The organism is Providencia sp. PROV080, assembly GCF_033688105.1.
Classification (GTDB): Bacteria; Pseudomonadota; Gammaproteobacteria; order Enterobacterales; family Enterobacteriaceae; genus Providencia; species Providencia zhejiangensis.
The window spans coordinates 162,638-180,907 of sequence record NZ_CP096347.1 but is presented as its reverse complement, the minus strand read 5'-3'; the positions used below and the strand labels follow the sequence as shown (position 1 = coordinate 180,907).

The window sequence follows — 18,270 nt, the reverse complement described above, 5'->3', positions numbered from 1 at the left end:
TCCAACCCACCTCAATCCAAGATAATCTTGCGCTTATCTTTCTGAATTTCGATAGGCTGCTCCGGTTCACTCAGAACACCCTCTGACGCTTTCAGATCTTGAATACTTGGAAAGCCCTTCCCTGCTCCTGCTTTTCTTGGTCTCTGCTCTGTTACCTCAATCGCTATTTCATCCCCCTCCCGGAACTGCGGGTAACAACCAGCGCGGTTGGCATAGCGATTCAACGACATTTTGAGCAGCCGGTATTTCTTTGGGCAGGTTATTTGTACTGACGCATCAGAGCTGCAAGCTGCGTCAAGCCGCCGGAAAAATTCCTCCGGTATCCCCTTTACAAGGAGATCGCTCAACTCATCCATAGGCCTTGAGCCGGTTGGCATCGGATATGGCAACCTCCGGTATTCTCTGTAGATGTACCGCTTGATGACGATATGAAAGACGAATGCGGCAAAGCCCCACAAAGGGCCATTAAGGAGCCCCGCAACGATAAGTAGCACCGACGGGAAGGGAACCCCTACGAAACTCGGCAGGACTTTAATCTTTACCATCGGCGTTGACCGACGCACACTCTCACTCATTTGCTGACCCTTTACGTGCAACCTTGTACTGCACTTTCAGATCGTAACCATCCACTTCCTGATGAAGGACTTTCACGGGGACACCTTCAACGGTCCCCAGGTACACGCTCAGCTCAACTTCCGGAACATCGTCCCTGAGACCCAGTACATTGCGCCACCCAGTCGATGTCTTCTGGCAGTGAGCGCCCACCCTGTCATGCCGGTAGTAAATGTCTTTGTTATCTCCTTGGCAGATGAAGAATCCACTAACCTGCCCCGTCCTTAACACCCACTTGCGGTTGTGGAAGGTAGCTTCTTTCTCCACCTCAGTGGACTTGTCTATAGCCACCGGGCTTACCACCAGCTCTTGTGCGGCCAAATCAGACACAAGGCCTATTACCAACGCGGATAACAGAGCGGCCATAGCCGCCCGTGTCATCATACTGCCGCCTCGTGAGTGGCATCGGCAAAGAATTTGCCTTGTTTGTAGATCTCGTCCTTCTCGAACGAGATAGCATCCGCACGACTGCTGAATGGGCCATAGCTTTTACCGTCGATCAGCACCTTCCACTGGCAACGCCAAACACGAGTCCATGCCGCAATCTTTGACTCGTCTGAACAAAGTCCGCGAATAACATAGAACGCAATCATTAGAATGCCGCTCGTCGGCACGATGCGCGAAACCCTTGTTTTACTGTATTCCTGCACTTCAAGGCCTTTGAAGGAAACCTCATCGGCAAACCCGCAGACCTCACCATTTTTGATTACGATGCGCTTTTTGCTCATAACCGACCCCACTAATCCAAAATAATTTTGCGCTTGCCTGGCTGTACTTCGATTGGCTCTTCCTTTTGCACCTTTGGTGCCGGAGCTGATGAGCTGACAACCACCGGTTCTCTTTCTGTGTTTTGTTGCTGGCGCTCACGGAGTTCATCCACTGAGGGAGGCTCATTGCTTGGTCGTTCAGCCCTTTCTGCACGTCGGGCTTCTCTTAACAACTCATCAATTTCGGAGTCGCTCCGGTTATTCATAAAAGCTCTATAGGCAAAGAAAATCAGCACCGGTACTATTGCCACCAAGAAGAAAGGAAATGAGCTTCCGCTATCTTCCACTGGCTTGGTACTGGCCGCGCCTGTATCGAATACGGTACGAATAACCGTTGGCGCGGTCATGATCATAATTGCAGGCATTATCCCCATCACAATTCCTGATGGGCTCTGCCTCATAATTCCACTAGCAACCCCAAACACCAGCATCAATCCCGCTATGACTTTGACGAAAGAGCTATCCATTAGACCGATCATGGAGTCACTTACCTCCTCGAACGGACTTTGAAACGCACTGGTATTGCGGTCAGTGTCTTGTGCAGCATTAATCTGCTTGGGAGGTTCACTCTTTGGTGCAGTCACTATGGATGACGCTGATTGTTGGCTGGCAGCCTTCTGCGTTTCACCATCCTGCTTGACCACCCCCAGATCCTGAGTTTTGACGTGCGTTTGTGCTGGTGGTGCTAACTGGTATTTGACTGCCAGGTTGTTGCCGTGGACTTCAATGGTTTGCAGGGAGATGGGTTTACCTTCCAACTTGGTCAGAGCTTCTTGGAGCGGCAGCTCCTGAGCATCAGTCATACCGCCCATAAAGCCATTAAACCCGTCATCATGAATACGGCATCGCAGCCTTCCCGAATAGCTACGGTATTCACCTGGGCAAACAAAATAGCCGCCCTGAGGGCCATCCAGTTTGCGCCATTTATTGCTTTTGAAGGCCTCCACTTTGGTCACAACTGGCTGACCGTCATGGTAATCAATGACCGTTTTGCTCTCCGGGCCAGTGTCCTCTATCTTCTTGCTGCCTGAGTCATCTGAGAGCATTTGCCCCACCATAACGCCAGTCACAAAGTCACTGGCAAAGGCCGCAGGAGCTGCGACCATGAGACCAACCAGCAAAAGAAGGGGGACGCGCCCTGTCCTTCTCATCACCATTCGTTCTGTTCCGTTTCGTGCTGGGTTTGACCAGCATTGAAGTGGTACTCGGGTTTCAGCTCTTTTTCTTCGACTTCGAGCTCTTCCGGGCGAATACGCTGTTCCAGCGCTTCACAGGTCTTACCCTGAAACCCCGTGAAATCGGCAGCAATCTTGCCGCCCTTGATCTTGATGTTTACCTTTTTCACTTTGTCACCTCGTCGTTAAGTTCAACTAATCTGATTGCCTTGGCGCTATTACCAAACAGCTTCCTCAGCTTCCAGTTCCAAAGTGCCATCGTGATGCTGCTTCACCGTCACGCTGAAACCTTCCTCTTTCAACTGCTGCTCGTAGTGGAAGGCAATGTAGCGATCCTGCACCTTGCTGCTTGCCTGCTGCGTCCAGCGGCCATAAGAGCCGTAGTTTTCCTGGTACTGCTCCCAAACACCGTTTTTTTCCTTGTAGCCAATCCGGTGCTCCTTGTTGTTCTGGTCGATCAGAACAATCGGGTATTTCTCGAAGGTGTAGCCAGCGCCCACGCGGTACAGCTTTTCGTTTTCAACAACAACGCCAACTCCCTCCAGAGCCTTCAACAGCAGCTCTTTGTCTTTGTAGGCGACCTGCACCTTGCCTTTTACGATATGGCTCATCTCATCACTCCTGAGTTGTTTCGGGTGTCATGCCGTGTTCCGACATAACAAAGTTAAGCGCGGCAATGGAATAGTCTTGCCCGAGAGAAACTTCGATCTTTCCTTCTTTCTCCAGCTTTCGGCCAAGCTCGGTAAGGTTTTCCATCATGGGGATGAGCTTGAACAACGAACTCATGTAGGTGATCGATGTGGAAACGTCTCGGGCGAACTGGTCCAGCACCTTACTCTTGTCGATAACCAGAGGCTCTGGTCTATCCACTCCATCTTTTTCTGACTGGAGTTTGCTGCACAGCTTGAGCAGCTCAATCCCCTTCTCAATGTCTTGTTTGTACATAACGGTCAATTCTCCTCTCTGCCGTTTTGATGCTCTCTCCTGGCCGCACCAGCTCGCTCCCTAGCCCACTCAGCTAGAGCATTGATTAAGTCGCTGACTTCTGAGTGGAATATCAATGACACAGCAAGAGCAGTCCAAAAAATCCACTCCATCGCTTAGTCCTCGATGGCAAGTTTGCGTCCAGAGCCATTCTGCTCTTGAACATCGAAGTTATTGGCCGGATAGAAGCCTTGATCCCGCAAACTGCGAATCTGGTTGATGTCTTCCCGGCGAGTTTCACTGGTCGGGGTAATGCGAGTGACCGCATCCACCAGCGCTTCATTGTTGAGCTCTTTGTCCTGAGCGTTCGCCAGATACATCGCGTCAATGACGGCCTGTTCAATCTCTGCCCCGGTGTATCCCTCGGTGGTACGAAGTAGCTTAGGCATATCGAACGCGGCGATGTTGGCCTTCTGCTTGGCGAGGTGGATCTCAAAAATCTTCTGGCGCTCAGCCACACTTGGCAGATCAATGAAGAATGCTCGGTCCCAGCGGCCAGCTCGCATCAATTCAGGAGGCAGCGACTGAACCCGGTTGGCCGTCGCCACAATGAAGATCTTCTTCTTGCGCTCTTGAAGCCAGTAGAGGAAAGAGCCCAGCAGGCGCTTGGATACTTCGTGTTCGCCATCGGCATTACCAAAAAACTTCTCCATCTCGTCAATCAACACAACAACGGGTGCGATCTGCTCAATGGTCTGCAATGCACGATTGAACTGGCGCTCGGTTTCACCGAGATACTTGCTATAGAAACGGCCCATATCCAGGCGAACCAAGGTAGTGCCAAGTACACCGGCAGCGGCTTTTGCCGTCAGCGATTTACCACCACCAGGTACACCGGCCAGAAGGACACCTTTTACCGGAAGGTCTTTGTCCCAACCGGCTTTACGTATCTGGAGGAACTCCTTGAGGTTTTCGAGACCACCGACATTCCCAATATCAATGGCCTCAAGCACATCGAGGCCGACATCACGCAAGATGTGAGCTTTTTCTTTTCGGATCTCGCCCAGGTATTCTTCACCCTTGAATTTCAAGTAAGCGGAGTAGGTGAAGACGTTCTTCATCTGGGTGTGTGACAAGCCCAAGGCGTGGTTTGCGATGACAGCACGTTCGTTGCTCTCGAAGACTCCACCATCTTTCACGTTATCTTCACAGGTCTGGAGCAGTTTCAGGATTTCCTGATTGCTCATAGCCGGGAGATCGATGTGATAAACGAACTCTTCATTGAAGACGTCTTTGCCAGCGATGATGTAGTTGATCCCCTCATTCTCCAGATAGGTCAGTGATGACTTGAGGGCTGGGAGTGTTTCCGGGTTTGCACGTTGGCGGTCGAAAAAGAAAGTGTCGAACACGACAACTCCGTTTTTGGAGGACTTCTTGGACTCGTCCACCATTGCCTTCATCGTGCCTGGATCAGGCAGCTTCTTGAATGGCATTACAATAAAGTGCTTGCCGACTTTCTTTGCAATGTCAGAGAAAACGCTCTCTGCGCGGCCCAGCTCAAAAGTGCTAACGTTGATGACTGGAAAGGACAACTTGATTGGAATCTCAAGTTTGTCCATTTGCTGTGTAATATCGCTCATCGCTTATCCTTTAAATAAATTTCGACTTGTTGATCACCTCACATCATAAGTTCATTTTATGATGCTGTAAATATCACCTTCCAACTCTGTAGCTGTTCACGGCGGACTCAACGCGCTTGACTGACACGTCTATACCATTTGTCACCAGCAACTCATGCACTTGGCAACAGGCCTGTTGTTTCAGGCCAAAGAACTCTTCGTTAACACGGGCATACTCTGCTGCCGAATTGGAGGCGGCTCGTCTTAGATCTGGCATCAGAGATTCAACGCGAGACTCTACTTTGTCCAGAGAGGAACTGGCAGACGACAAGCTGAACAGCGAGAAGACGCTCCCAAAGTCGAAACCATCATTCAAACCGGCAAAGTCCATACCCAGATCGATAAACTCAGTTGCCATTGAGTGGTGCAGTGAGCCCACAATGTCACGATGATCCCCCAGCGCATTTGCGAAGGCTTTCACAGCTCTCTTCGCATCGTCTATTTCACTGCTGGCCGAGGAGTTTGACATCGACGACATGACGGAAATGCCCTTGTTGTCAGTCACAAGGTCGAGAACCTCCATTGTTTGTGCTGATGAAACACTGGAAGAGGCCTCACTGATTTCACGTAAGGCTTTTTGCCCCATGTCCACCAGTCGCTTGTTGCTCTCGTGGAGTCGAGATGCGGCGTCAAGCCTATCTTGAGCTTGGGTGATTCGTTCCAGAATCTGGCTACCGTCAATCGCTTGCTTCACGGCCCGAGAAACCAATCCCTCTTTGAGCTGGTCTCTCCCACGGCGCAAATACCGCAAATCGCTGTTATGGCCTTTTAGTGCTGAACGTATAACGGCGATGTCTCGACGAAACTGCCAGAACGTTATAATTTTTTGCCAGATCCCCAACTGAGCACGCTGTTGGCAAAGAGCTTCGTACTCTGCACCTTTCTCTTCAACCTGGCTGAGAGCTGCGGTAATCCTGTCTTGATATTGCCGGTCGTCAGCCAAGTAACTTTGAATTGCTTGTTCCATCCCGTACCCCAAAAACTTTCACATGTGAAAGTTCATTCTTTCTTTGTTCTGCCAGTACAAAGTATTTTGCCTTAGAACGACCTCACACCCCGCCCCTGCTCACGCCCATTTTGGGCAATTACAGATTCAGCATTTACAGGCTTATAATGTGATGCCGTAATAGACAAATAAAAAACGGCATAGCCGTTTTTACCTTACTTTGCTTTGCTCCGGCCCCCGCATAGTGCATTACCAATGCGTGATGAAAAATCCTTCCATTCTGGACTGTTCCGGTAGTCATCCTGTCCAGTTGCTTGTTCCTGGCTGGTCGATGCGAATTGATTGAGAGCATCCGGGCACGAAGAGCAGACCCCGATACCTTCCACTCTATTCACGCGAAGCCAGTGACACGGTTGACCGTTTTCAACACAAGCGTGATCATCGGTGCATCCGCACCCTATACATTTAGCAGTGAGCATAAGCGCCTCCCCAAGTAAATTAACAACATCATAGTATCATTATGTGATGCTGTAAATATTAAAAAGAAAGCGGCCATATCCGCCCTTCCGAAGTAATTTTCCTTTAGTGGTTGTCTTGGCCCTGTTTCCAAGCGACGAATGCCTGCACTAGCGGTACGCCATCATCACTCAAGGCATTCCCTTCTATCCATCCGCCTCGTATGACGACAGACTGCCCTGATTCCAAGCCAAAAGGTTCCCACTCAGAAGCCACCGGGGAACCGTCCACCAGCAGGTCGAGATCTTCAATCCATTTATCCCGGCCATCCAGAGTTTTCCAAACTGAGTCATCGACCCAAAAGGCCTTGATTTGTTCTGGTGTGGCATTGGTCCAATCGTTGTCTTTCCCGTCAGCAAGTGAAAGTACAGAGTCAACCGTTTGCTGCCAGTTCGGCCAATCTTCTTCGACAACAACGCAAGTAAGCGAGCTCTTGCCATTTGCTCTGCGGCCATCATCAACCTTCCGGATCAGCCTTTCCAGTGTCGCCAGCTCCTCATCGCAGAGCACGGCCTGTGCATCGCTTATCTTTGCCACGAAGTAACGTGCTTCAAGCATCGACATAATTATTTTCCTCCCCAGGGCACAAGTTTTGTCGAATATCCAAGCATTAGTGGGTGCTTCGGGTCCCCCGAACCAGTCACGCCAAATGCCAATACCGGCTTCCCAGATGCAACGAGCTGCTCTAAAAGCCTGTCCAAATGAACATGCAAAGACTTAGGCAGCTTAGTTCGGCTCCCCCAGCAGGGCACCAAGACATCAGCATCCCGAATAATCCTTTCCAAGTGGATTTCATTTTCAGGCCCGACAGGATCAACCGCCGTAGCCAGCTCTCGAACGTCGGTCGCCCGAAAAGCAAAAGCATTACCGACTATGAATCGCCTCCCTCCGTTGACCTTGGTAAACCCTATCCACTTTCTGACCGTGTGATCGTCCTCGGTGGCCGTGGCCGTAGAGCCGTTTACACCAAAATAACCGAACACAAGGCCTTCGGGTTGCACATCCCTTTCCAGACGGTATCTGTACATGCCGCACTTGCTGATAATTGCACTCAAAGTGTCACCTCTTTTTGAATGAAAAATGCCCTTTCACAGTTGCATTTTTTAATGCTGTGATAGGATAAAAGTGTAAGTTGAAAAGGAGAGATGACCATGAAACATGTACTGAATATCGCGCTGATGGCTGTTGTTATTCTTGGCCTGGCTATGCTTGAGGCCACCAACTGGGGTTACGCAGTGCTGGCTATCCCGGCAGTGATTTGGGCCAAGTCGGTGCTCAACCTTCTGCACAAACTGCCGGTTCTGGCTGCTGCTTTTTGGATTCTGGTTGCTGTTTTCGCGTGGCAAGCGGCACTTGTTGGTATCCTGTTCTATGGCGTACTTGCGACCCCTAAAGCGCCAGCAAACACCAATGGCAAGAAAAGCCGAAAAGCCAATCTGATGGGCACTTACAGCTACGACTTTAAAACCGGCGAATGCTTTAGCTAAGACTGGCTCCACGGTTATTTCTCCTCAGCCTTCCTGATGGGCGCTCTCAGCGCTCTCAGGACAGCTTCTTCAAGAGCTGCGGCCCCTGCCCTATCACGTCGCTTTGTTAATGCCCCATATTGCTTCCTGATGGGTAGCATCAGCTCTTCGAGTTCATTGCGCTTCCTATCGTCGGCTTCAAGTTTCTCGCTTCGCGCCAAGGCTTCGGCTTGCTCGCTTTTTGCTTGCCACTCTATCTTGTCGCCTTGCACTTCCCATGCTTTAACGTAATGAGCATCATCCAGACCTTTTGCTCCGTTGTCCGAAAACGAGGCCCCTGAGTAAATGCCACCGACAACCCAGCGCCTTTTGCTTTTTCCCTTTGAGAAATACATCTCACGGCCTAAAACACCATCGCGCAAAGTGGCTACCGAGATAAATAGCCCAGCGTCCCCTTTCCTAAAGCCGCAGAACACAAACTCAAGCGGTTCGTATAAATCACTCATGCTGATCACTCCGAAGAACAGACAAGACCTTCTCAGCTCGCTCCTGGAGGTCTATGAGTTCGGCAGCATCATTACCGCTCAATGACATGTCCCCGCCATAGAGGCGATACTCAACGCTGTCCATCGCCTGGCGAAGCAATCCTAGAAGAGCATTCACGTTTGCCGGTGTTGATAGGGCGACGGCTTCACCTTTCAGCTCACGTCCATTAAATTCCTACCACTCGGCTATGCCTGTCAGTTCGCAACAATTTGAGCAGGACATACTGGCAACATTCTGGGGATCGTCTGGACAGTGTTCATTGATGACAAAGTTCATCTCGTCACTGCCGCACTTTCCACAAATGATGTGTACTTTTTTGCCCATGCTGCTGCCCTTAGTGGAGAGTCTGCTCTTCCACAACAATCATCCCGTCAACCAAGCTGATTGTGGCGGGACCGCAGTTACCCAGCACCTCAGCTTTGACTCCGTTGTTCAACGCGACATAAAGCCGTCTCGCCCCGTTGGTGACGCGGATGCCTTTCTGGTCGAGTTGTTCAAGCATTTCTTCGTAGGTAATTTTTTCGTCCATCAGTTCTCCTCAGCAAGGATCTCGTCGATGAGGTTCTTTGCTATCAATCTGGCATCCAAAGGGACAGCCAGGCTGTCAATTCTGCCTCTTTCATGGGCAACAATGAGTTGCGCCTTCCAAGCTATCCCGGAAAGAGAAGCATCAGGTTCTTTACCTGAGCTTCTCATACATCTTGCGTTTCGGTACGCCGCCAGCCACTCAGGTCTGGTTGAGTTATAACGCCCAAGGCCAGCTTTTCGTTGGAAGCACATTCATCGCGCACCTTTACAGATTCATTTTATGATACTGTAAACAATAAAAAGACACCTTGCAAGACTTTCACATGTGAAAGTTTTCTGGTTTACATCTGCTCGCTTGGATCAAACCCCAAAGCCTTGCACACGTCATCCAGGTCATCGAGCGTGAAGAATCCCAGCGTCAGTTCCCCGGAGCGCTTCGCGGGGTTATAGCGAACTTTGATAGGCCTACCCGTAGCATCGCTCATCAGGGTCTCCAGGCGCTTAATGTCTGCATCCCTGTCCACTTCTTTGCCCTTCGCTATCGCCTCAAATTTATGAACCGGTGTCCTGGTATGCAGGAGATCCCTCAGGAGCTTTTCTCTCTTGCTGAAAGGTAACTTAGCCACGGCCCTCACATGCCCCAGGGTGATCTTGCGTGGATTTCTGAGCCAGAGTGTTAGCTCTTCCTCCGATAGCGTACCGGCGCGTTTCAGGTGTGTAACCGTATAGACCTTCTCAATACCCAGATCCTCTCTGATCTGACTGTTTGAACGCCCCTCTCCGCTTAGGAACGCGACCACATAGGCCTTTTCTGCATCAGTCATGCCTGGATGCTGGTGGTAGTAGTCAATGGCTTCTCTTGCATCGAGCAGTAGGGGTAGGTTGTTCATTCAGGACACCTTTTAGTCACATGACTATATCGAGGCTTATTCTACCCCCTATTTTAGTCACATGACTACTTACTGACATTTCGGCCCCCATCGCCGCCGATTTTTCTTGATTATAGGTTTGAATCTATATAGGATTGCACCTATATTAAGTAAGGAGAAATCATGTGGGTCATCGAGACAACCGACACCTTTGATGAGTGGTTCGATGCACTGGATGATACCGATAGAGCAAACGTGCTGGCTTCGATGATGGTGCTGCGAGATAGAGGCCCCATGCTGTCGAGGCCATACGCGGATACTGTTAACGGTTCATCCTACAGCAACATGAAAGAGCTTCGGGTCCAAAGCAAAGGAGATCCTATCAGAGCGTTCTTTGCGTTCGATCCAAAGCGTAAGGGGATTCTTCTCTGCGCCGGTAACAAGACCGGGGACGAGAAAAGGTTTTATGAAGTAATGATCCCAATTGCAGACCGTGAGTTTGCGGCGCACTTGGATAAATTGAAGAAGGAGTGACGTTATGGCAAGATCTCTTGACCAAATGCTGGCAACAGAAAAGCCTGAGGTTGTTGCCAAAGCACAGAAAGCGGCCACTGAGATGTTACTGAACATCCACTTGGCAGAGCTTCGTGATCGCATGAACCTTACCCAGGGGGAAATTGCTGCATCTCTGGGTGTGAGACAGCCGACAGTCTCCGAGATGGAAAAACCTGGACGAGATCTCAAGCTGTCGTCCATTAAGCGGTACGTTGAGGCCTCCGGTGGCAAGCTACGCCTCGATGTTGAACTTCCGGACGGCACCCACTACGGCTTTGCCGTTTAACTCGATACGCCCCGTTATGGGGCGTATTACTTCTCTTGCTCTTCTTCCAGCCGTTTTCGGTATATCTCTCCTGCACGTTCCCTGCCATCGTCGGTCAGCCTAAAGGCCAGCTTTAGAGAAGCATTCCGGTACTTGTTCAACAGGCCGTTCTCCACCAGCGTGTGGCATGACGTTCGGAAGTTCGTTCCATGAATACCGCTCTGGCGAGCTGAATTGATCATCTCCAGTATTTTTACACCTGGTACAGGCTCGGCTTTTCCACCGGCCTCAATTGCGTATAGAATGAACAAAACGTCTTTTTGAGTTGACGACAATCTCATCCCTTCCCCTTATTCATGTCTGATATGAATAAGGCTCCCACGAAGGAGCCTTATGTAAACCTTATTCATGTGTCACATGATTAAGATCTAGTTCACGGAGTCTTTCAACCCCTTACCAGCTTTGAACCCAGGAATGTTGGCCGCCGCGATCTGGATGTTCTCTCCAGTCTGGGGATTCCGCCCGGTTCGCGCTGCGCGTTCCTTAACGTGGAAAGTACCAAACCCAGTGAGCGCTACTGTCCCACCCGCTTTAAGCTCCTCTGTCACTGAGTTGATCAGCGCATTTACCGCAGCTTCGGCCTTTGCTTTGCTAATGTCAGCGTCTTCGGCCACTTTCATAATCAGTTCACTTTTGTTCATCGTTATTCCTGTTTGTTTTCTTGGTTACTGTTTACACCTGCATACTCTGGGGTGTGGTTAGTGCTTTCTTCGCCACTCCCAAGGGGGAGTTCTCTCCGATTCCGGTAATGCCCAGAGACCTCGCTTATCGGCTTTGGCTTCGGCCTCCAGCTTGAACAGCTCCGGTGTTTTGGCGTACTGCCGGTACACCCACGCACTCCCAGAACGGACCATTTCGGCATTGACCCATTTGCCATCGACATAAAGGTTGGCGACCAGACGGCCATAACGGTCTTTGTCGATTTGCTCGACTTTAATCATTCGACCAAACACCAGATCGGACAACGCCTGTTTCGCCTTTGAGCCGTAGGGTTGTTTCTTCTCTGGGGTGTCGATTTCCGCCAGCCTTACCCGGTACTGGATTTTGCCGCTCCGGCAATCTTTCCCGGAGTCACAGCTTTGTTCAGTCAGGACCTTGACCGTATCACCGTCAGACACCCCCACAACCTTCGCAGTAAAGGTTTCTGCCCATACCTGAGGGGCCACCACCAGCATGGCTACCAGGAACGCTGAAACCCCCGTATTTTTCACAAAACCTAACCTCATAATCACTCCATCCAAATTACTTTTTTTTCCCAGCCGGTAGAGCCTTGGCCCAACAGAGCCTTGTTTCATCCACCTTGCTGTCTACGATTCGACAGGCATCCCAGTTAAGAGATGACCAGTGAGCAATGGCAGAGGCCAACCAGTACCACGGTGCCGTAAACACCGGCTGGCCCCCTTCCTTCGTTTTAAATACCTGGTATCGCATGTTGATCCTCCTGTTTGGGTGAGGCTTAGGCCTCGTAATAGAAATTTTTTGTGTCCGGATAGGGTTTAAAGCAATGAGCCGTGGCTCTCCCCAGGGAAAGCACTGAAGCCTCAGCTTCCGGCGCTTCCTCAGTGTCTTCACGAAATTCCCCGCCAAGTTGCTTCACCCATTCGGCAGCAAGCTGCACACCTTCATCAAAGGGAACTTTGTTCTTTTGAAGCACATCCAGATAGGAAAGCAGCAAGCAGTGAGGCGTAATGACGGCGGTGTTCCAATCGGTTGCGAGCCGTGTTTCGTCCATATCTGCATACCAGGCATCAACCTGATGTTTCAATCCGATCTCGGCCATCATGCCGTGCTTACCGGCGACCTTTCTGCCTTCCTCTACCACATCAACCGGGGCGTCCCAGTAGAGGACTCCCCCGTCCGCTTCTTGGGTCGCACAGGTTGCACCTTGCGGCCAATGCCTCCGTTCCATAACGAGCTCGCAGAGCGTTTGGTTGCCTACAGGAGCCTTGTAGTCCTCATCGAGATTCACCACGATGGTTTCCGGCTCCTGTTCAACCGGTGGCAGGTATCTGGCGACCAGAGGCATTGTCAAAATCACAGCCCCATCCATGTGAAAGGATGTTGGAGCCTTCACTATTCGGTCCATTACCCAGCACCAAGCATGAAGCAACCGATCCTCTACCTTGTCGTCAGCCTCAATCTCTTGAACGAACTGGTTGAAACGAACCTGACTATCCAGAAACAGGCCTGTGCTCTGACACTTATCGCTGATCGTATGAATGAGCTCCGCCTGCTCCAGAAGCATTTCTCGGGTGACTTCCTCCACATCACCAAATGCGTCAAACAACTTTGTCATGTAGTCACGAATTTGCATGTTCTTCCCCCTCGGCATCGAATTGCTTTGCAAGCTCAGGATCACCGGCCCAGCGAAGGGCGTCTCCCATATGCGTGAAAGCGCGTTTATTGTTATCCTGCTTATTCACCCTGACCGGCGTCTTTTGGTCACGAGGCTGTAGTAGCCAGTACCCGGCCTCTTCCCTGATTAGTTCTGCGGCCACCAGAAAGCCGTTCTTCGTTGCAATGATCATCATCAGCTCCCGTGGTTAAGCCAGTAGGCATAGATAGTGATGGCAAGGCCTCCCGCGAGCACAATGACTGCGGCGGTACGCTGGACCCACTTCGATGCACCAAACCGCGCCAGGTGTCTCCCCAGGAACTGGAAAGGTGCTGTCTTTCCGATAGCGCGAATCACCCAGGAGATTGCCAACAGAAGGATGGCTGTGGCCGGGTATATACCAACCCCTAAGAGATTCATCTCTCCGACCGCGAGCTGATAGATGAATGCCAACAGCATGGCTACCGCAGTCAATACAGCTACAACCTTGGTCCCGTTTCGCCAGTCCCACGCTCGACGTGCGTCACTGGTAAAACTCACCATCGAGACAAGGAACGGCATAAATGGCAGGTTCATGCTGGTGGGTTTATCCATGAATGCGTCAAGACCCACAAACATGGCCGTCATCACCACATAGAACAACAGGGCGGGGACAAGCATGTCGCGTAAAGACCGAACCTGGTTGGCGTTCGCGTTTTGAGTATTCGTCGTCATTGTGTTTGCCCCTTCAACATTCCCCATAGCTGACGGTGAAGATCAGCGATTACCTTGTACGTCCCCTTCACTGCTGGTTGCTCAAGGGTCTTGAGCATCCACAAAGCAATAAACAGGCTGGAAAGCAGTGCCACCACCAACTGGATGTTGTGGCTACTCAAATAGACGGCATAGCCGTTTAGGCAGGCACTCAATAGCAACCAGACCCTGGCCGTCATCAGCCCCCAGCGGTGATAGGTCACGAGCAGGTAGGCTGTTACGACAGAACAGAGTGTCATGGCACCAGAAGTGGCTAGGTAAACGACCCATGTACTGGCCTCGCCAGTGACGTAAGTGCCACCAACGGAGAAGGACAAGCCAAAGATCCAAATTGCTGCATTCCGGAGTAGGGCATCAACAATGATGTAACTAGCAGCGAGATTGATAATTCCGCGTTTTAGCATTACCCCCTCCCGTTATTCTGATACCTGCCCAGCTCAGCCCTGAGCCTATTAATTTCTTCCGTGGCTTCGGCCAACTGCTCCCGATACTTCTTGAACTGCTGATATGAATGCCAGGACTGTCCTTTCGATACTGACTTCGTGATGGCGGCGACCTCATCCGGCGTCAACCGGGTGAGCTGCTCTTCCGGATAGATCAGGATGGTGTTGCTGTCCCAGTCAAAGCCTGCGTGAATAGCTTTCACCCCCACTGTAGGGGTTCCACCAATCCCACCTGGCTGGTGGATGACAAGCCTCAAAGGCGCTGAGGCCTTGTGTGGATGAAGGCTATCGAGAGCCTCTTTTGCTTCTTGTAACTCCATAGATTCACCTCATAGTGAAATCAGGCCCCGGAGAGCCTGACTTTCACATGTGAAAGTTAATTTGCCTTCTGCTGTCTGGCAGAAACCCTCAAGGCCAGCGCCTTTTGCATGTCGGGCTGCTGGAAACGCACCTTGGTCCGATCAGGCCAACTGTCCATTTCATTGCACCGCAGGGTGTCTATGGCCGCATCACGGTAAACCTGATAGAAGTCGGTTCCACCTATGGAGTTAATTGCCATCATGGCGGCAAACATCGGGTTACTGTTCATGACGCTTGTAAGAGTCTCGGGGGTCATTGGGGTGTCGCATGACTTGTTGAGGGCAACCAGCAGGTCATTACCAACCAGGGCACAGGCAGCGCATACCTGTTTGGTATCATCCAAGGCCTTCGCGTATTCGTTGTTTGGCTGAGGGACGCTTGAGCAAGCCGACAGGACAAGCAGCCCCGCCAGAAGGCATCCCAATTTAGTTGTAATCTTGATCATCAGTTCTCACTCCACTTTCACATGTGAAAGTTTTTATTGGTTCGCGGAGTCGTCTTGTTGCGACTCAATCATCATTTTTCGCATCACGGCCATGATGGCTTGCGCCGGTTGAGCGCCGCCGAGAAGCTGGCTCTTGCCGGTATGGTTGTCCACTACAAAAGTGGCTGGTGTCCCGTTGACGCCATAGCTCTTGGCTTTCTGGATGTCAGCTTCAACCTTGTCTTCGTACTTTCCTGAGCCGAGGCACTCCCGGAACGCATCCAGATCAGCACCAACACCAGTGACAACAGAGGCCAGGTCAGCAACACCGCCACCATTCCCCTGGGTATGGTGGAAAATGTCGTTAACGAAGACCCAGAAGCCACGGTTGCCCTTCTGCTCAGCAATACATTCAGCGGCCAGAGCTTCCTTGTGAGCTGCCGGGTTATGGAAATCGAGAGGCATGTGCTTCCACTGCCAATTCACATTGCCTTTGCTGGCATCCACAATTTGTTTGGGTGTGTCGTGGAATCGCTTGCAGAATGGGCACTCCATATCGGAGAACTCCACCAGCGTGAACCGAGCACCAAGGTCCCCGTAGATGTGTTTGCCTTCTTCGACCTTCTCAGGTGCTGCCTCGAACTGGGCATACTTCTGATCGATGTCGGCTTGTTGTTTCTGCGCGACAAACTTGTTGATGCTTTCGGCCACAGCAGCTTCAAACTCTGCCTTGCTTTTGAAGGTGACGCCTTCGGCATCCTTCACCTGGTTGACCGTAGACTTCACGTTGGCGATCTCTTGCGCCAGATCCTTCTCTTTCACGAACTGGTAGATCCCGAACCCGGTTCCTACGAGCCCCAAAAGAATGGCGGCAACAACCCCGAGACGTAGTGATTTGGTACTTTGTTCTGTCATATCAAACTGCTCCTATCAGTAAACTTTCACAGCGCTGAGTTCTTGCACGAAGGAACTGGCTTCGAGCTTCGCTCGTTGGGTCAGTCGCCGGATGATGTCTTCGGTTGGTGTGTAGTCCACCAAGTTGCTCTGGTGGATGACGTCTCGCGCCACGGAGTTCAAACTACCCAGGCCATCAATCAGCCCAATGTCTTTGGCCTGCTCCCCGTTCCAGAGCAATCCAGAAAACACCTCTGGGTCGTCTTTCAGTCGATCACCCCGCCCAGCCTTCACTCGTTCGATGAACTGCTGGTGGGTTTTCGATAGAACGCCCTCCCAGAATTTCTTCATGTCAGAGGTAAGAGGGGAGAATGGGTCGAGAAGCGCTTTGTGCTCTCCGGAAGTGATAGCCCGGCGCTCGATGCCGAGCTTGTCCATCAAGCCGGTGAATCCAAACCCCGAGCTGATGACGCCGATAGAACCGACAAGGCTGGCGCGGTCAGCATAGATTTCATCCGCAGCAGAGGCGATGTAGTAACCGCCAGAGGCACCGATGTCATCAATGATGGCGTAGACCTTTTTCTCCGGATGAAGGGCTCGCTGCGCCTTCACTTCGTCATAAATCCGTCCTGCTTGAACCGGGCTACCGCCAGGGCTGTTTATGCGAAGCACGATAGCTTGTGAGTTCGGGTTGTCGAATGCAGCTTGGATGGACGGGATAAGGTGATCAGCATCGGCCAGAGTGCCAGCAGCAATTTCACCACGGATGTTGATATACGCGGTGTGAGGGGCTCCTGCCTTGGCGCTTTGCCACGGCATCCCACCCGGATTAGATGCCAAAATGATGAAGCCGATCATGAGAAGCACGAAACCAGATGCGCGAAGCACACGCAACATGGTCCGCCAGCGCCGGTCTTTCACCTGCTCTTTATGCAGGGTGAACATGTACTTCTCAATGAGTTCTTTCTCCCAGGGGATCTCTTTGTTTTCTGCCATTAGTTTTTCCTTTTGCATGTTTCGATTATCAGTCCCCAGAACTCTTCATCAGCGCTATCAGCCCGGTCTTTGACTTTCTGGTAAACAAGGTTGGTGTTGAGCTGATGCTCACGACAGAACTGAGCAATGTTGCTGTAGGTCCTGTCCAGATAGGTGAAGGGTTTCCCTTTACCTTTTTTCTTGGCGAGGATGAGCTTCCACTCATCATTGGAGAGTTTGTCTGCGGCCTTCCCGGTGTCCGCAATGCGCCTACGCACCGTTACCGGATCAAGTCCATGTGCTCTGGCTATGCTGGCAACGCAGTTGAACTTCCGACCGTCAATCATGACAGTAGGCAAATCACCAGCGGCAGCCTCCTTGAATCGGAAACCTCTGTAACCTGGTTTGAAGATCCCAGGAGCAAGTTGCTCACGGAACTCGATTGCTTGTTCTGACCTGACAAACTTGCTGTCGATTTTGCCGAGCATGTACTTAGCCCGAGCGATTACCTGGTAAAGCGTCTTCTCCAGGAGCATGGCGTCAGCAGCTCGACTCGGAAGACCTATGTCGTCTTCTTGCTCGATACCCAACATTTCTGCATGGCTGGAGCCTTCTGCATGTCGGAAACAGCCGTCGTACTCAAAAAGAAAGGAGGCCAAACCTCCTCTCAGCTTTGCTTTGAACCGGGTGTTGGCCGCGTTCTCTGGCGCTGGTGCCAGCTCGGACACTTCAAGCCCTAAATTTGCGGCCAACTTCCGCAGGTCTTCCTCTCCAATTCGGCATCCAGGCTGCATAACCTGCGCCAGAGCAGATTCATCAGCACATCCGCGTTCTTTCAGCTCAGCCAAGAGGTAGGGAACTCGTACTACCCCCATAAGCTCAAGCTCCCTGAATCGCGTGGACCACCAGCTCACAGAGTTTCCCGTACACAGGAGCAAGGCAGAGTGAAGCCATCACCATGCCAAAGGCTTTCGATGGAGCCTCTTTGGCGAACTTGGTCAACCACGGCATCATGCCGCACAGAGCAGCAACCATAGCGCCAGCCACCCCCAGGGAAGGGAATGCCATCACTTGGGCCAGAATGAAGAAACACTGGGCGTATGCCGCATGGGTCATCGCCTTCTTATCTGCTGCCGTGAACTCCACGGCATCTACGCTTTTGACTTTTTCCATCACAT

Annotated in this window: 30 protein-coding genes and 1 pseudogene; 3 read left to right on the top strand and 28 right to left on the bottom strand. The window is 51.3% G+C overall.

All coding sequences use genetic code 11. The features are described from left to right. Positions 1-11: 11 nt before the first annotated feature. From M1F03_RS19890 to M1F03_RS19840, 11 genes are all read right to left on the bottom strand, one after another. Positions 12-575, bottom strand: a complete 564-nt coding sequence (locus M1F03_RS19890; protein WP_000004673.1) for a hypothetical protein — start codon at positions 573-575, stop codon at positions 12-14. Beyond that, complete coding sequence (locus tag M1F03_RS19885; protein ID WP_000988987.1) at positions 568-996, bottom strand: hypothetical protein; 429 nt, start codon at positions 994-996, stop codon at positions 568-570. Before M1F03_RS19885 ends, M1F03_RS19890 begins: the two co-directional genes overlap by 8 nt. Then, positions 993-1,340 carry a hypothetical protein gene (locus M1F03_RS19880; RefSeq protein WP_000039129.1) on the bottom strand — a complete coding sequence of 116 codons (348 nt, stop codon included), beginning with the start codon at positions 1,338-1,340 and terminating at the stop codon, positions 993-995. Before M1F03_RS19880 ends, M1F03_RS19885 begins: the two co-directional genes overlap by 4 nt. An 11-nt stretch (positions 1,341-1,351) precedes the next feature. Continuing rightward, positions 1,352-2,485 (bottom strand): hypothetical protein, encoded by a 1,134-nt coding sequence (locus tag M1F03_RS19875; RefSeq protein WP_000225028.1) that lies wholly within the window; start codon positions 2,483-2,485, stop codon positions 1,352-1,354. Between the two features lie 44 nt (positions 2,486-2,529). Continuing rightward, on the bottom strand, positions 2,530-2,724 hold the full coding sequence (locus M1F03_RS19870; protein ID WP_000757530.1) for a DUF2997 domain-containing protein: 195 nt from the start codon (positions 2,722-2,724) through the stop codon (positions 2,530-2,532). 48 nt (positions 2,725-2,772) lie between these two features. Then, complete coding sequence (locus M1F03_RS19865) at positions 2,773-3,165, bottom strand: hypothetical protein (RefSeq protein ID WP_000018404.1); 393 nt, start codon at positions 3,163-3,165, stop codon at positions 2,773-2,775. A gap of 4 nt (positions 3,166-3,169) precedes the next feature. Further along, positions 3,170-3,499 (bottom strand): hypothetical protein, encoded by a 330-nt coding sequence (locus M1F03_RS19860; RefSeq protein WP_000277953.1) that lies wholly within the window; start codon positions 3,497-3,499, stop codon positions 3,170-3,172. A gap of 155 nt (positions 3,500-3,654) precedes the next feature. Continuing rightward, positions 3,655-5,118 (bottom strand): AAA family ATPase, encoded by a 1,464-nt coding sequence (locus M1F03_RS19855; RefSeq protein WP_272572991.1) that lies wholly within the window; start codon positions 5,116-5,118, stop codon positions 3,655-3,657. 73 nt (positions 5,119-5,191) lie between these two features. After that, positions 5,192-6,124, bottom strand: coding sequence for a hypothetical protein (locus M1F03_RS19850; RefSeq protein ID WP_000434071.1), 933 nt, complete (start codon positions 6,122-6,124; stop codon positions 5,192-5,194). 561 nt (positions 6,125-6,685) lie between these two features. Then, a complete protein-coding gene (locus M1F03_RS19845; protein ID WP_000062185.1) occupies positions 6,686-7,183 on the bottom strand; it encodes a hypothetical protein in 498 nt (165 codons plus the stop codon). A 2-nt stretch (positions 7,184-7,185) separates the two neighbouring features. After that, positions 7,186-7,674 carry a DUF1643 domain-containing protein gene (locus M1F03_RS19840; protein WP_001273096.1) on the bottom strand — a complete coding sequence of 163 codons (489 nt, stop codon included), beginning with the start codon at positions 7,672-7,674 and terminating at the stop codon, positions 7,186-7,188. Positions 7,675-7,770: 96 nt separating this feature from the next. Between M1F03_RS19840 and M1F03_RS19835 the strand changes: the two genes are divergently transcribed. Further along, positions 7,771-8,106, top strand: a complete 336-nt coding sequence (locus M1F03_RS19835; protein WP_000683476.1) for a hypothetical protein — start codon at positions 7,771-7,773, stop codon at positions 8,104-8,106. A 14-nt stretch (positions 8,107-8,120) separates the two neighbouring features. On the opposite strand, the gene M1F03_RS19830 is transcribed toward M1F03_RS19835, so the two are convergent. The 4 genes and pseudogenes from M1F03_RS19830 to M1F03_RS19815 form a co-directional block, all read right to left on the bottom strand. After that, a complete protein-coding gene (locus M1F03_RS19830) occupies positions 8,121-8,591 on the bottom strand; it encodes a hypothetical protein (protein WP_001281821.1) in 471 nt (156 codons plus the stop codon). Further along, positions 8,584-8,955 (bottom strand): annotated as a pseudogene (locus tag M1F03_RS19825) (hypothetical protein). Before M1F03_RS19825 ends, M1F03_RS19830 begins: the two are co-directional and overlap by 8 nt. Positions 8,956-8,965: 10 nt before the next feature. Next, the gene (locus tag M1F03_RS19820) at positions 8,966-9,160 is read right to left on the bottom strand and encodes a hypothetical protein (protein ID WP_000343597.1); all 195 of its coding nucleotides are present in this window, start codon (positions 9,158-9,160) and stop codon (positions 8,966-8,968) included. 340 nt (positions 9,161-9,500) lie between these two features. Beyond that, complete coding sequence (locus tag M1F03_RS19815) at positions 9,501-10,049, bottom strand: transcriptional regulator (RefSeq protein WP_001061574.1); 549 nt, start codon at positions 10,047-10,049, stop codon at positions 9,501-9,503. Between the two features lie 162 nt (positions 10,050-10,211). Between M1F03_RS19815 and M1F03_RS19810 the strand changes: the two genes are divergently transcribed. Both M1F03_RS19810 and M1F03_RS19805 read left to right on the top strand, forming a co-directional pair. Next, entirely contained in the window at positions 10,212-10,562 is a 351-nt protein-coding gene (locus M1F03_RS19810; protein WP_000270043.1) for a type II toxin-antitoxin system RelE/ParE family toxin, read from the top strand. Between the two features lie 4 nt (positions 10,563-10,566). Next, the gene (locus tag M1F03_RS19805; RefSeq protein WP_272572990.1) at positions 10,567-10,869 is read left to right on the top strand and encodes an XRE family transcriptional regulator; all 303 of its coding nucleotides are present in this window, start codon (positions 10,567-10,569) and stop codon (positions 10,867-10,869) included. Between the two features lie 26 nt (positions 10,870-10,895). On the opposite strand, the gene M1F03_RS19800 is transcribed toward M1F03_RS19805, so the two are convergent. From M1F03_RS19800 to M1F03_RS19740, 13 genes are all read right to left on the bottom strand, one after another. Continuing rightward, positions 10,896-11,189 (bottom strand): chromosome segregation protein ParM, encoded by a 294-nt coding sequence (locus M1F03_RS19800; RefSeq protein WP_001239997.1) that lies wholly within the window; start codon positions 11,187-11,189, stop codon positions 10,896-10,898. 87 nt (positions 11,190-11,276) lie between these two features. Further along, complete coding sequence (locus tag M1F03_RS19795) at positions 11,277-11,549, bottom strand: HU family DNA-binding protein (protein WP_001043047.1); 273 nt, start codon at positions 11,547-11,549, stop codon at positions 11,277-11,279. Between the two features lie 57 nt (positions 11,550-11,606). Then, positions 11,607-12,134: a thermonuclease family protein gene (locus M1F03_RS19790; protein WP_001236377.1), complete on the bottom strand. Its 528-nt coding sequence runs from the start codon at positions 12,132-12,134 to the stop codon at positions 11,607-11,609. 230 nt (positions 12,135-12,364) lie between these two features. After that, entirely contained in the window at positions 12,365-13,222 is an 858-nt protein-coding gene (locus M1F03_RS19785; RefSeq protein WP_001167032.1) for a hypothetical protein, read from the bottom strand. Then, positions 13,209-13,439 (bottom strand): hypothetical protein, encoded by a 231-nt coding sequence (locus tag M1F03_RS19780; RefSeq protein WP_000972663.1) that lies wholly within the window; start codon positions 13,437-13,439, stop codon positions 13,209-13,211. Before M1F03_RS19780 ends, M1F03_RS19785 begins: the two co-directional genes overlap by 14 nt. Continuing rightward, entirely contained in the window at positions 13,439-13,957 is a 519-nt protein-coding gene (locus tag M1F03_RS19775) for a nitrite reductase (protein WP_000210756.1), read from the bottom strand. The genes M1F03_RS19780 and M1F03_RS19775 overlap by 1 nt, the downstream gene beginning before the upstream one ends. After that, positions 13,954-14,400: a Fe3+-siderophore ABC transporter permease gene (locus tag M1F03_RS19770; protein ID WP_000919345.1), complete on the bottom strand. Its 447-nt coding sequence runs from the start codon at positions 14,398-14,400 to the stop codon at positions 13,954-13,956. The genes M1F03_RS19775 and M1F03_RS19770 overlap by 4 nt, the downstream gene beginning before the upstream one ends. Further along, positions 14,400-14,759 carry a hypothetical protein gene (locus tag M1F03_RS19765; RefSeq protein ID WP_000422768.1) on the bottom strand — a complete coding sequence of 120 codons (360 nt, stop codon included), beginning with the start codon at positions 14,757-14,759 and terminating at the stop codon, positions 14,400-14,402. Before M1F03_RS19765 ends, M1F03_RS19770 begins: the two co-directional genes overlap by 1 nt. A gap of 56 nt (positions 14,760-14,815) precedes the next feature. After that, complete coding sequence (locus M1F03_RS19760) at positions 14,816-15,244, bottom strand: hypothetical protein (RefSeq protein ID WP_000591074.1); 429 nt, start codon at positions 15,242-15,244, stop codon at positions 14,816-14,818. A 33-nt stretch (positions 15,245-15,277) separates the two neighbouring features. Continuing rightward, positions 15,278-16,138: a DsbA family protein gene (locus M1F03_RS19755; protein WP_000139698.1), complete on the bottom strand. Its 861-nt coding sequence runs from the start codon at positions 16,136-16,138 to the stop codon at positions 15,278-15,280. 15 nt (positions 16,139-16,153) lie between these two features. Beyond that, a complete protein-coding gene (locus tag M1F03_RS19750) occupies positions 16,154-17,113 on the bottom strand; it encodes a S49 family peptidase (protein ID WP_000829616.1) in 960 nt (319 codons plus the stop codon). Continuing rightward, a complete protein-coding gene (locus tag M1F03_RS19745) occupies positions 17,113-17,967 on the bottom strand; it encodes a hypothetical protein (protein ID WP_000539392.1) in 855 nt (284 codons plus the stop codon). Before M1F03_RS19745 ends, M1F03_RS19750 begins: the two co-directional genes overlap by 1 nt. A 4-nt stretch (positions 17,968-17,971) precedes the next feature. Then, a complete protein-coding gene (locus M1F03_RS19740) occupies positions 17,972-18,265 on the bottom strand; it encodes a hypothetical protein (RefSeq protein ID WP_001370730.1) in 294 nt (97 codons plus the stop codon). Positions 18,266-18,270 lie beyond the last annotated feature (5 nt).

Excerpts from the sequence above, each read along its gene's own strand:
- M1F03_RS19890 (WP_000004673.1), bottom strand. The coding sequence starts at position 575 with ATGAGTGAGAGTGTGCGTCGGTCAACGCCGATGGTAAAGATTAAAGTC.
- M1F03_RS19885 (WP_000988987.1), bottom strand. The coding sequence starts at position 996 with ATGATGACACGGGCGGCTATGGCCGCTCTGTTATCCGCGTTGGTAATA.
- M1F03_RS19880 (WP_000039129.1), bottom strand. The coding sequence starts at position 1,340 with ATGAGCAAAAAGCGCATCGTAATCAAAAATGGTGAGGTCTGCGGGTTT.
- M1F03_RS19875 (WP_000225028.1), bottom strand. The coding sequence starts at position 2,485 with ATGGTCGCAGCTCCTGCGGCCTTTGCCAGTGACTTTGTGACTGGCGTT.
- M1F03_RS19865 (WP_000018404.1), bottom strand. The coding sequence starts at position 3,165 with ATGAGCCATATCGTAAAAGGCAAGGTGCAGGTCGCCTACAAAGACAAA.
- M1F03_RS19860 (WP_000277953.1), bottom strand. The coding sequence starts at position 3,499 with ATGTACAAACAAGACATTGAGAAGGGGATTGAGCTGCTCAAGCTGTGC.
- M1F03_RS19855 (WP_272572991.1), bottom strand. The coding sequence starts at position 5,118 with ATGAGCGATATTACACAGCAAATGGACAAACTTGAGATTCCAATCAAG.
- M1F03_RS19850 (WP_000434071.1), bottom strand. The coding sequence starts at position 6,124 with ATGGAACAAGCAATTCAAAGTTACTTGGCTGACGACCGGCAATATCAA.
- M1F03_RS19845 (WP_000062185.1), bottom strand. The coding sequence starts at position 7,183 with ATGTCGATGCTTGAAGCACGTTACTTCGTGGCAAAGATAAGCGATGCA.
- M1F03_RS19835 (WP_000683476.1), top strand. The coding sequence starts at position 7,771 with ATGAAACATGTACTGAATATCGCGCTGATGGCTGTTGTTATTCTTGGC.
- M1F03_RS19830 (WP_001281821.1), bottom strand. The coding sequence starts at position 8,591 with ATGAGTGATTTATACGAACCGCTTGAGTTTGTGTTCTGCGGCTTTAGG.
- M1F03_RS19820 (WP_000343597.1), bottom strand. The coding sequence starts at position 9,160 with ATGGACGAAAAAATTACCTACGAAGAAATGCTTGAACAACTCGACCAG.
- M1F03_RS19815 (WP_001061574.1), bottom strand. The coding sequence starts at position 10,049 with ATGAACAACCTACCCCTACTGCTCGATGCAAGAGAAGCCATTGACTAC.
- M1F03_RS19810 (WP_000270043.1), top strand. The coding sequence starts at position 10,212 with ATGTGGGTCATCGAGACAACCGACACCTTTGATGAGTGGTTCGATGCA.
- M1F03_RS19805 (WP_272572990.1), top strand. The coding sequence starts at position 10,567 with ATGGCAAGATCTCTTGACCAAATGCTGGCAACAGAAAAGCCTGAGGTT.
- M1F03_RS19800 (WP_001239997.1), bottom strand. The coding sequence starts at position 11,189 with ATGAGATTGTCGTCAACTCAAAAAGACGTTTTGTTCATTCTATACGCA.
- M1F03_RS19795 (WP_001043047.1), bottom strand. The coding sequence starts at position 11,549 with ATGAACAAAAGTGAACTGATTATGAAAGTGGCCGAAGACGCTGACATT.
- M1F03_RS19790 (WP_001236377.1), bottom strand. The coding sequence starts at position 12,134 with ATGAGGTTAGGTTTTGTGAAAAATACGGGGGTTTCAGCGTTCCTGGTA.
- M1F03_RS19785 (WP_001167032.1), bottom strand. The coding sequence starts at position 13,222 with ATGCAAATTCGTGACTACATGACAAAGTTGTTTGACGCATTTGGTGAT.
- M1F03_RS19780 (WP_000972663.1), bottom strand. The coding sequence starts at position 13,439 with ATGATGATCATTGCAACGAAGAACGGCTTTCTGGTGGCCGCAGAACTA.
- M1F03_RS19775 (WP_000210756.1), bottom strand. The coding sequence starts at position 13,957 with ATGACGACGAATACTCAAAACGCGAACGCCAACCAGGTTCGGTCTTTA.
- M1F03_RS19770 (WP_000919345.1), bottom strand. The coding sequence starts at position 14,400 with ATGCTAAAACGCGGAATTATCAATCTCGCTGCTAGTTACATCATTGTT.
- M1F03_RS19765 (WP_000422768.1), bottom strand. The coding sequence starts at position 14,759 with ATGGAGTTACAAGAAGCAAAAGAGGCTCTCGATAGCCTTCATCCACAC.
- M1F03_RS19760 (WP_000591074.1), bottom strand. The coding sequence starts at position 15,244 with ATGATCAAGATTACAACTAAATTGGGATGCCTTCTGGCGGGGCTGCTT.
- M1F03_RS19755 (WP_000139698.1), bottom strand. The coding sequence starts at position 16,138 with ATGACAGAACAAAGTACCAAATCACTACGTCTCGGGGTTGTTGCCGCC.
- M1F03_RS19750 (WP_000829616.1), bottom strand. The coding sequence starts at position 17,113 with ATGGCAGAAAACAAAGAGATCCCCTGGGAGAAAGAACTCATTGAGAAG.
- M1F03_RS19745 (WP_000539392.1), bottom strand. The coding sequence starts at position 17,967 with ATGGGGGTAGTACGAGTTCCCTACCTCTTGGCTGAGCTGAAAGAACGC.
- M1F03_RS19740 (WP_001370730.1), bottom strand. The coding sequence starts at position 18,265 with ATGGAAAAAGTCAAAAGCGTAGATGCCGTGGAGTTCACGGCAGCAGAT.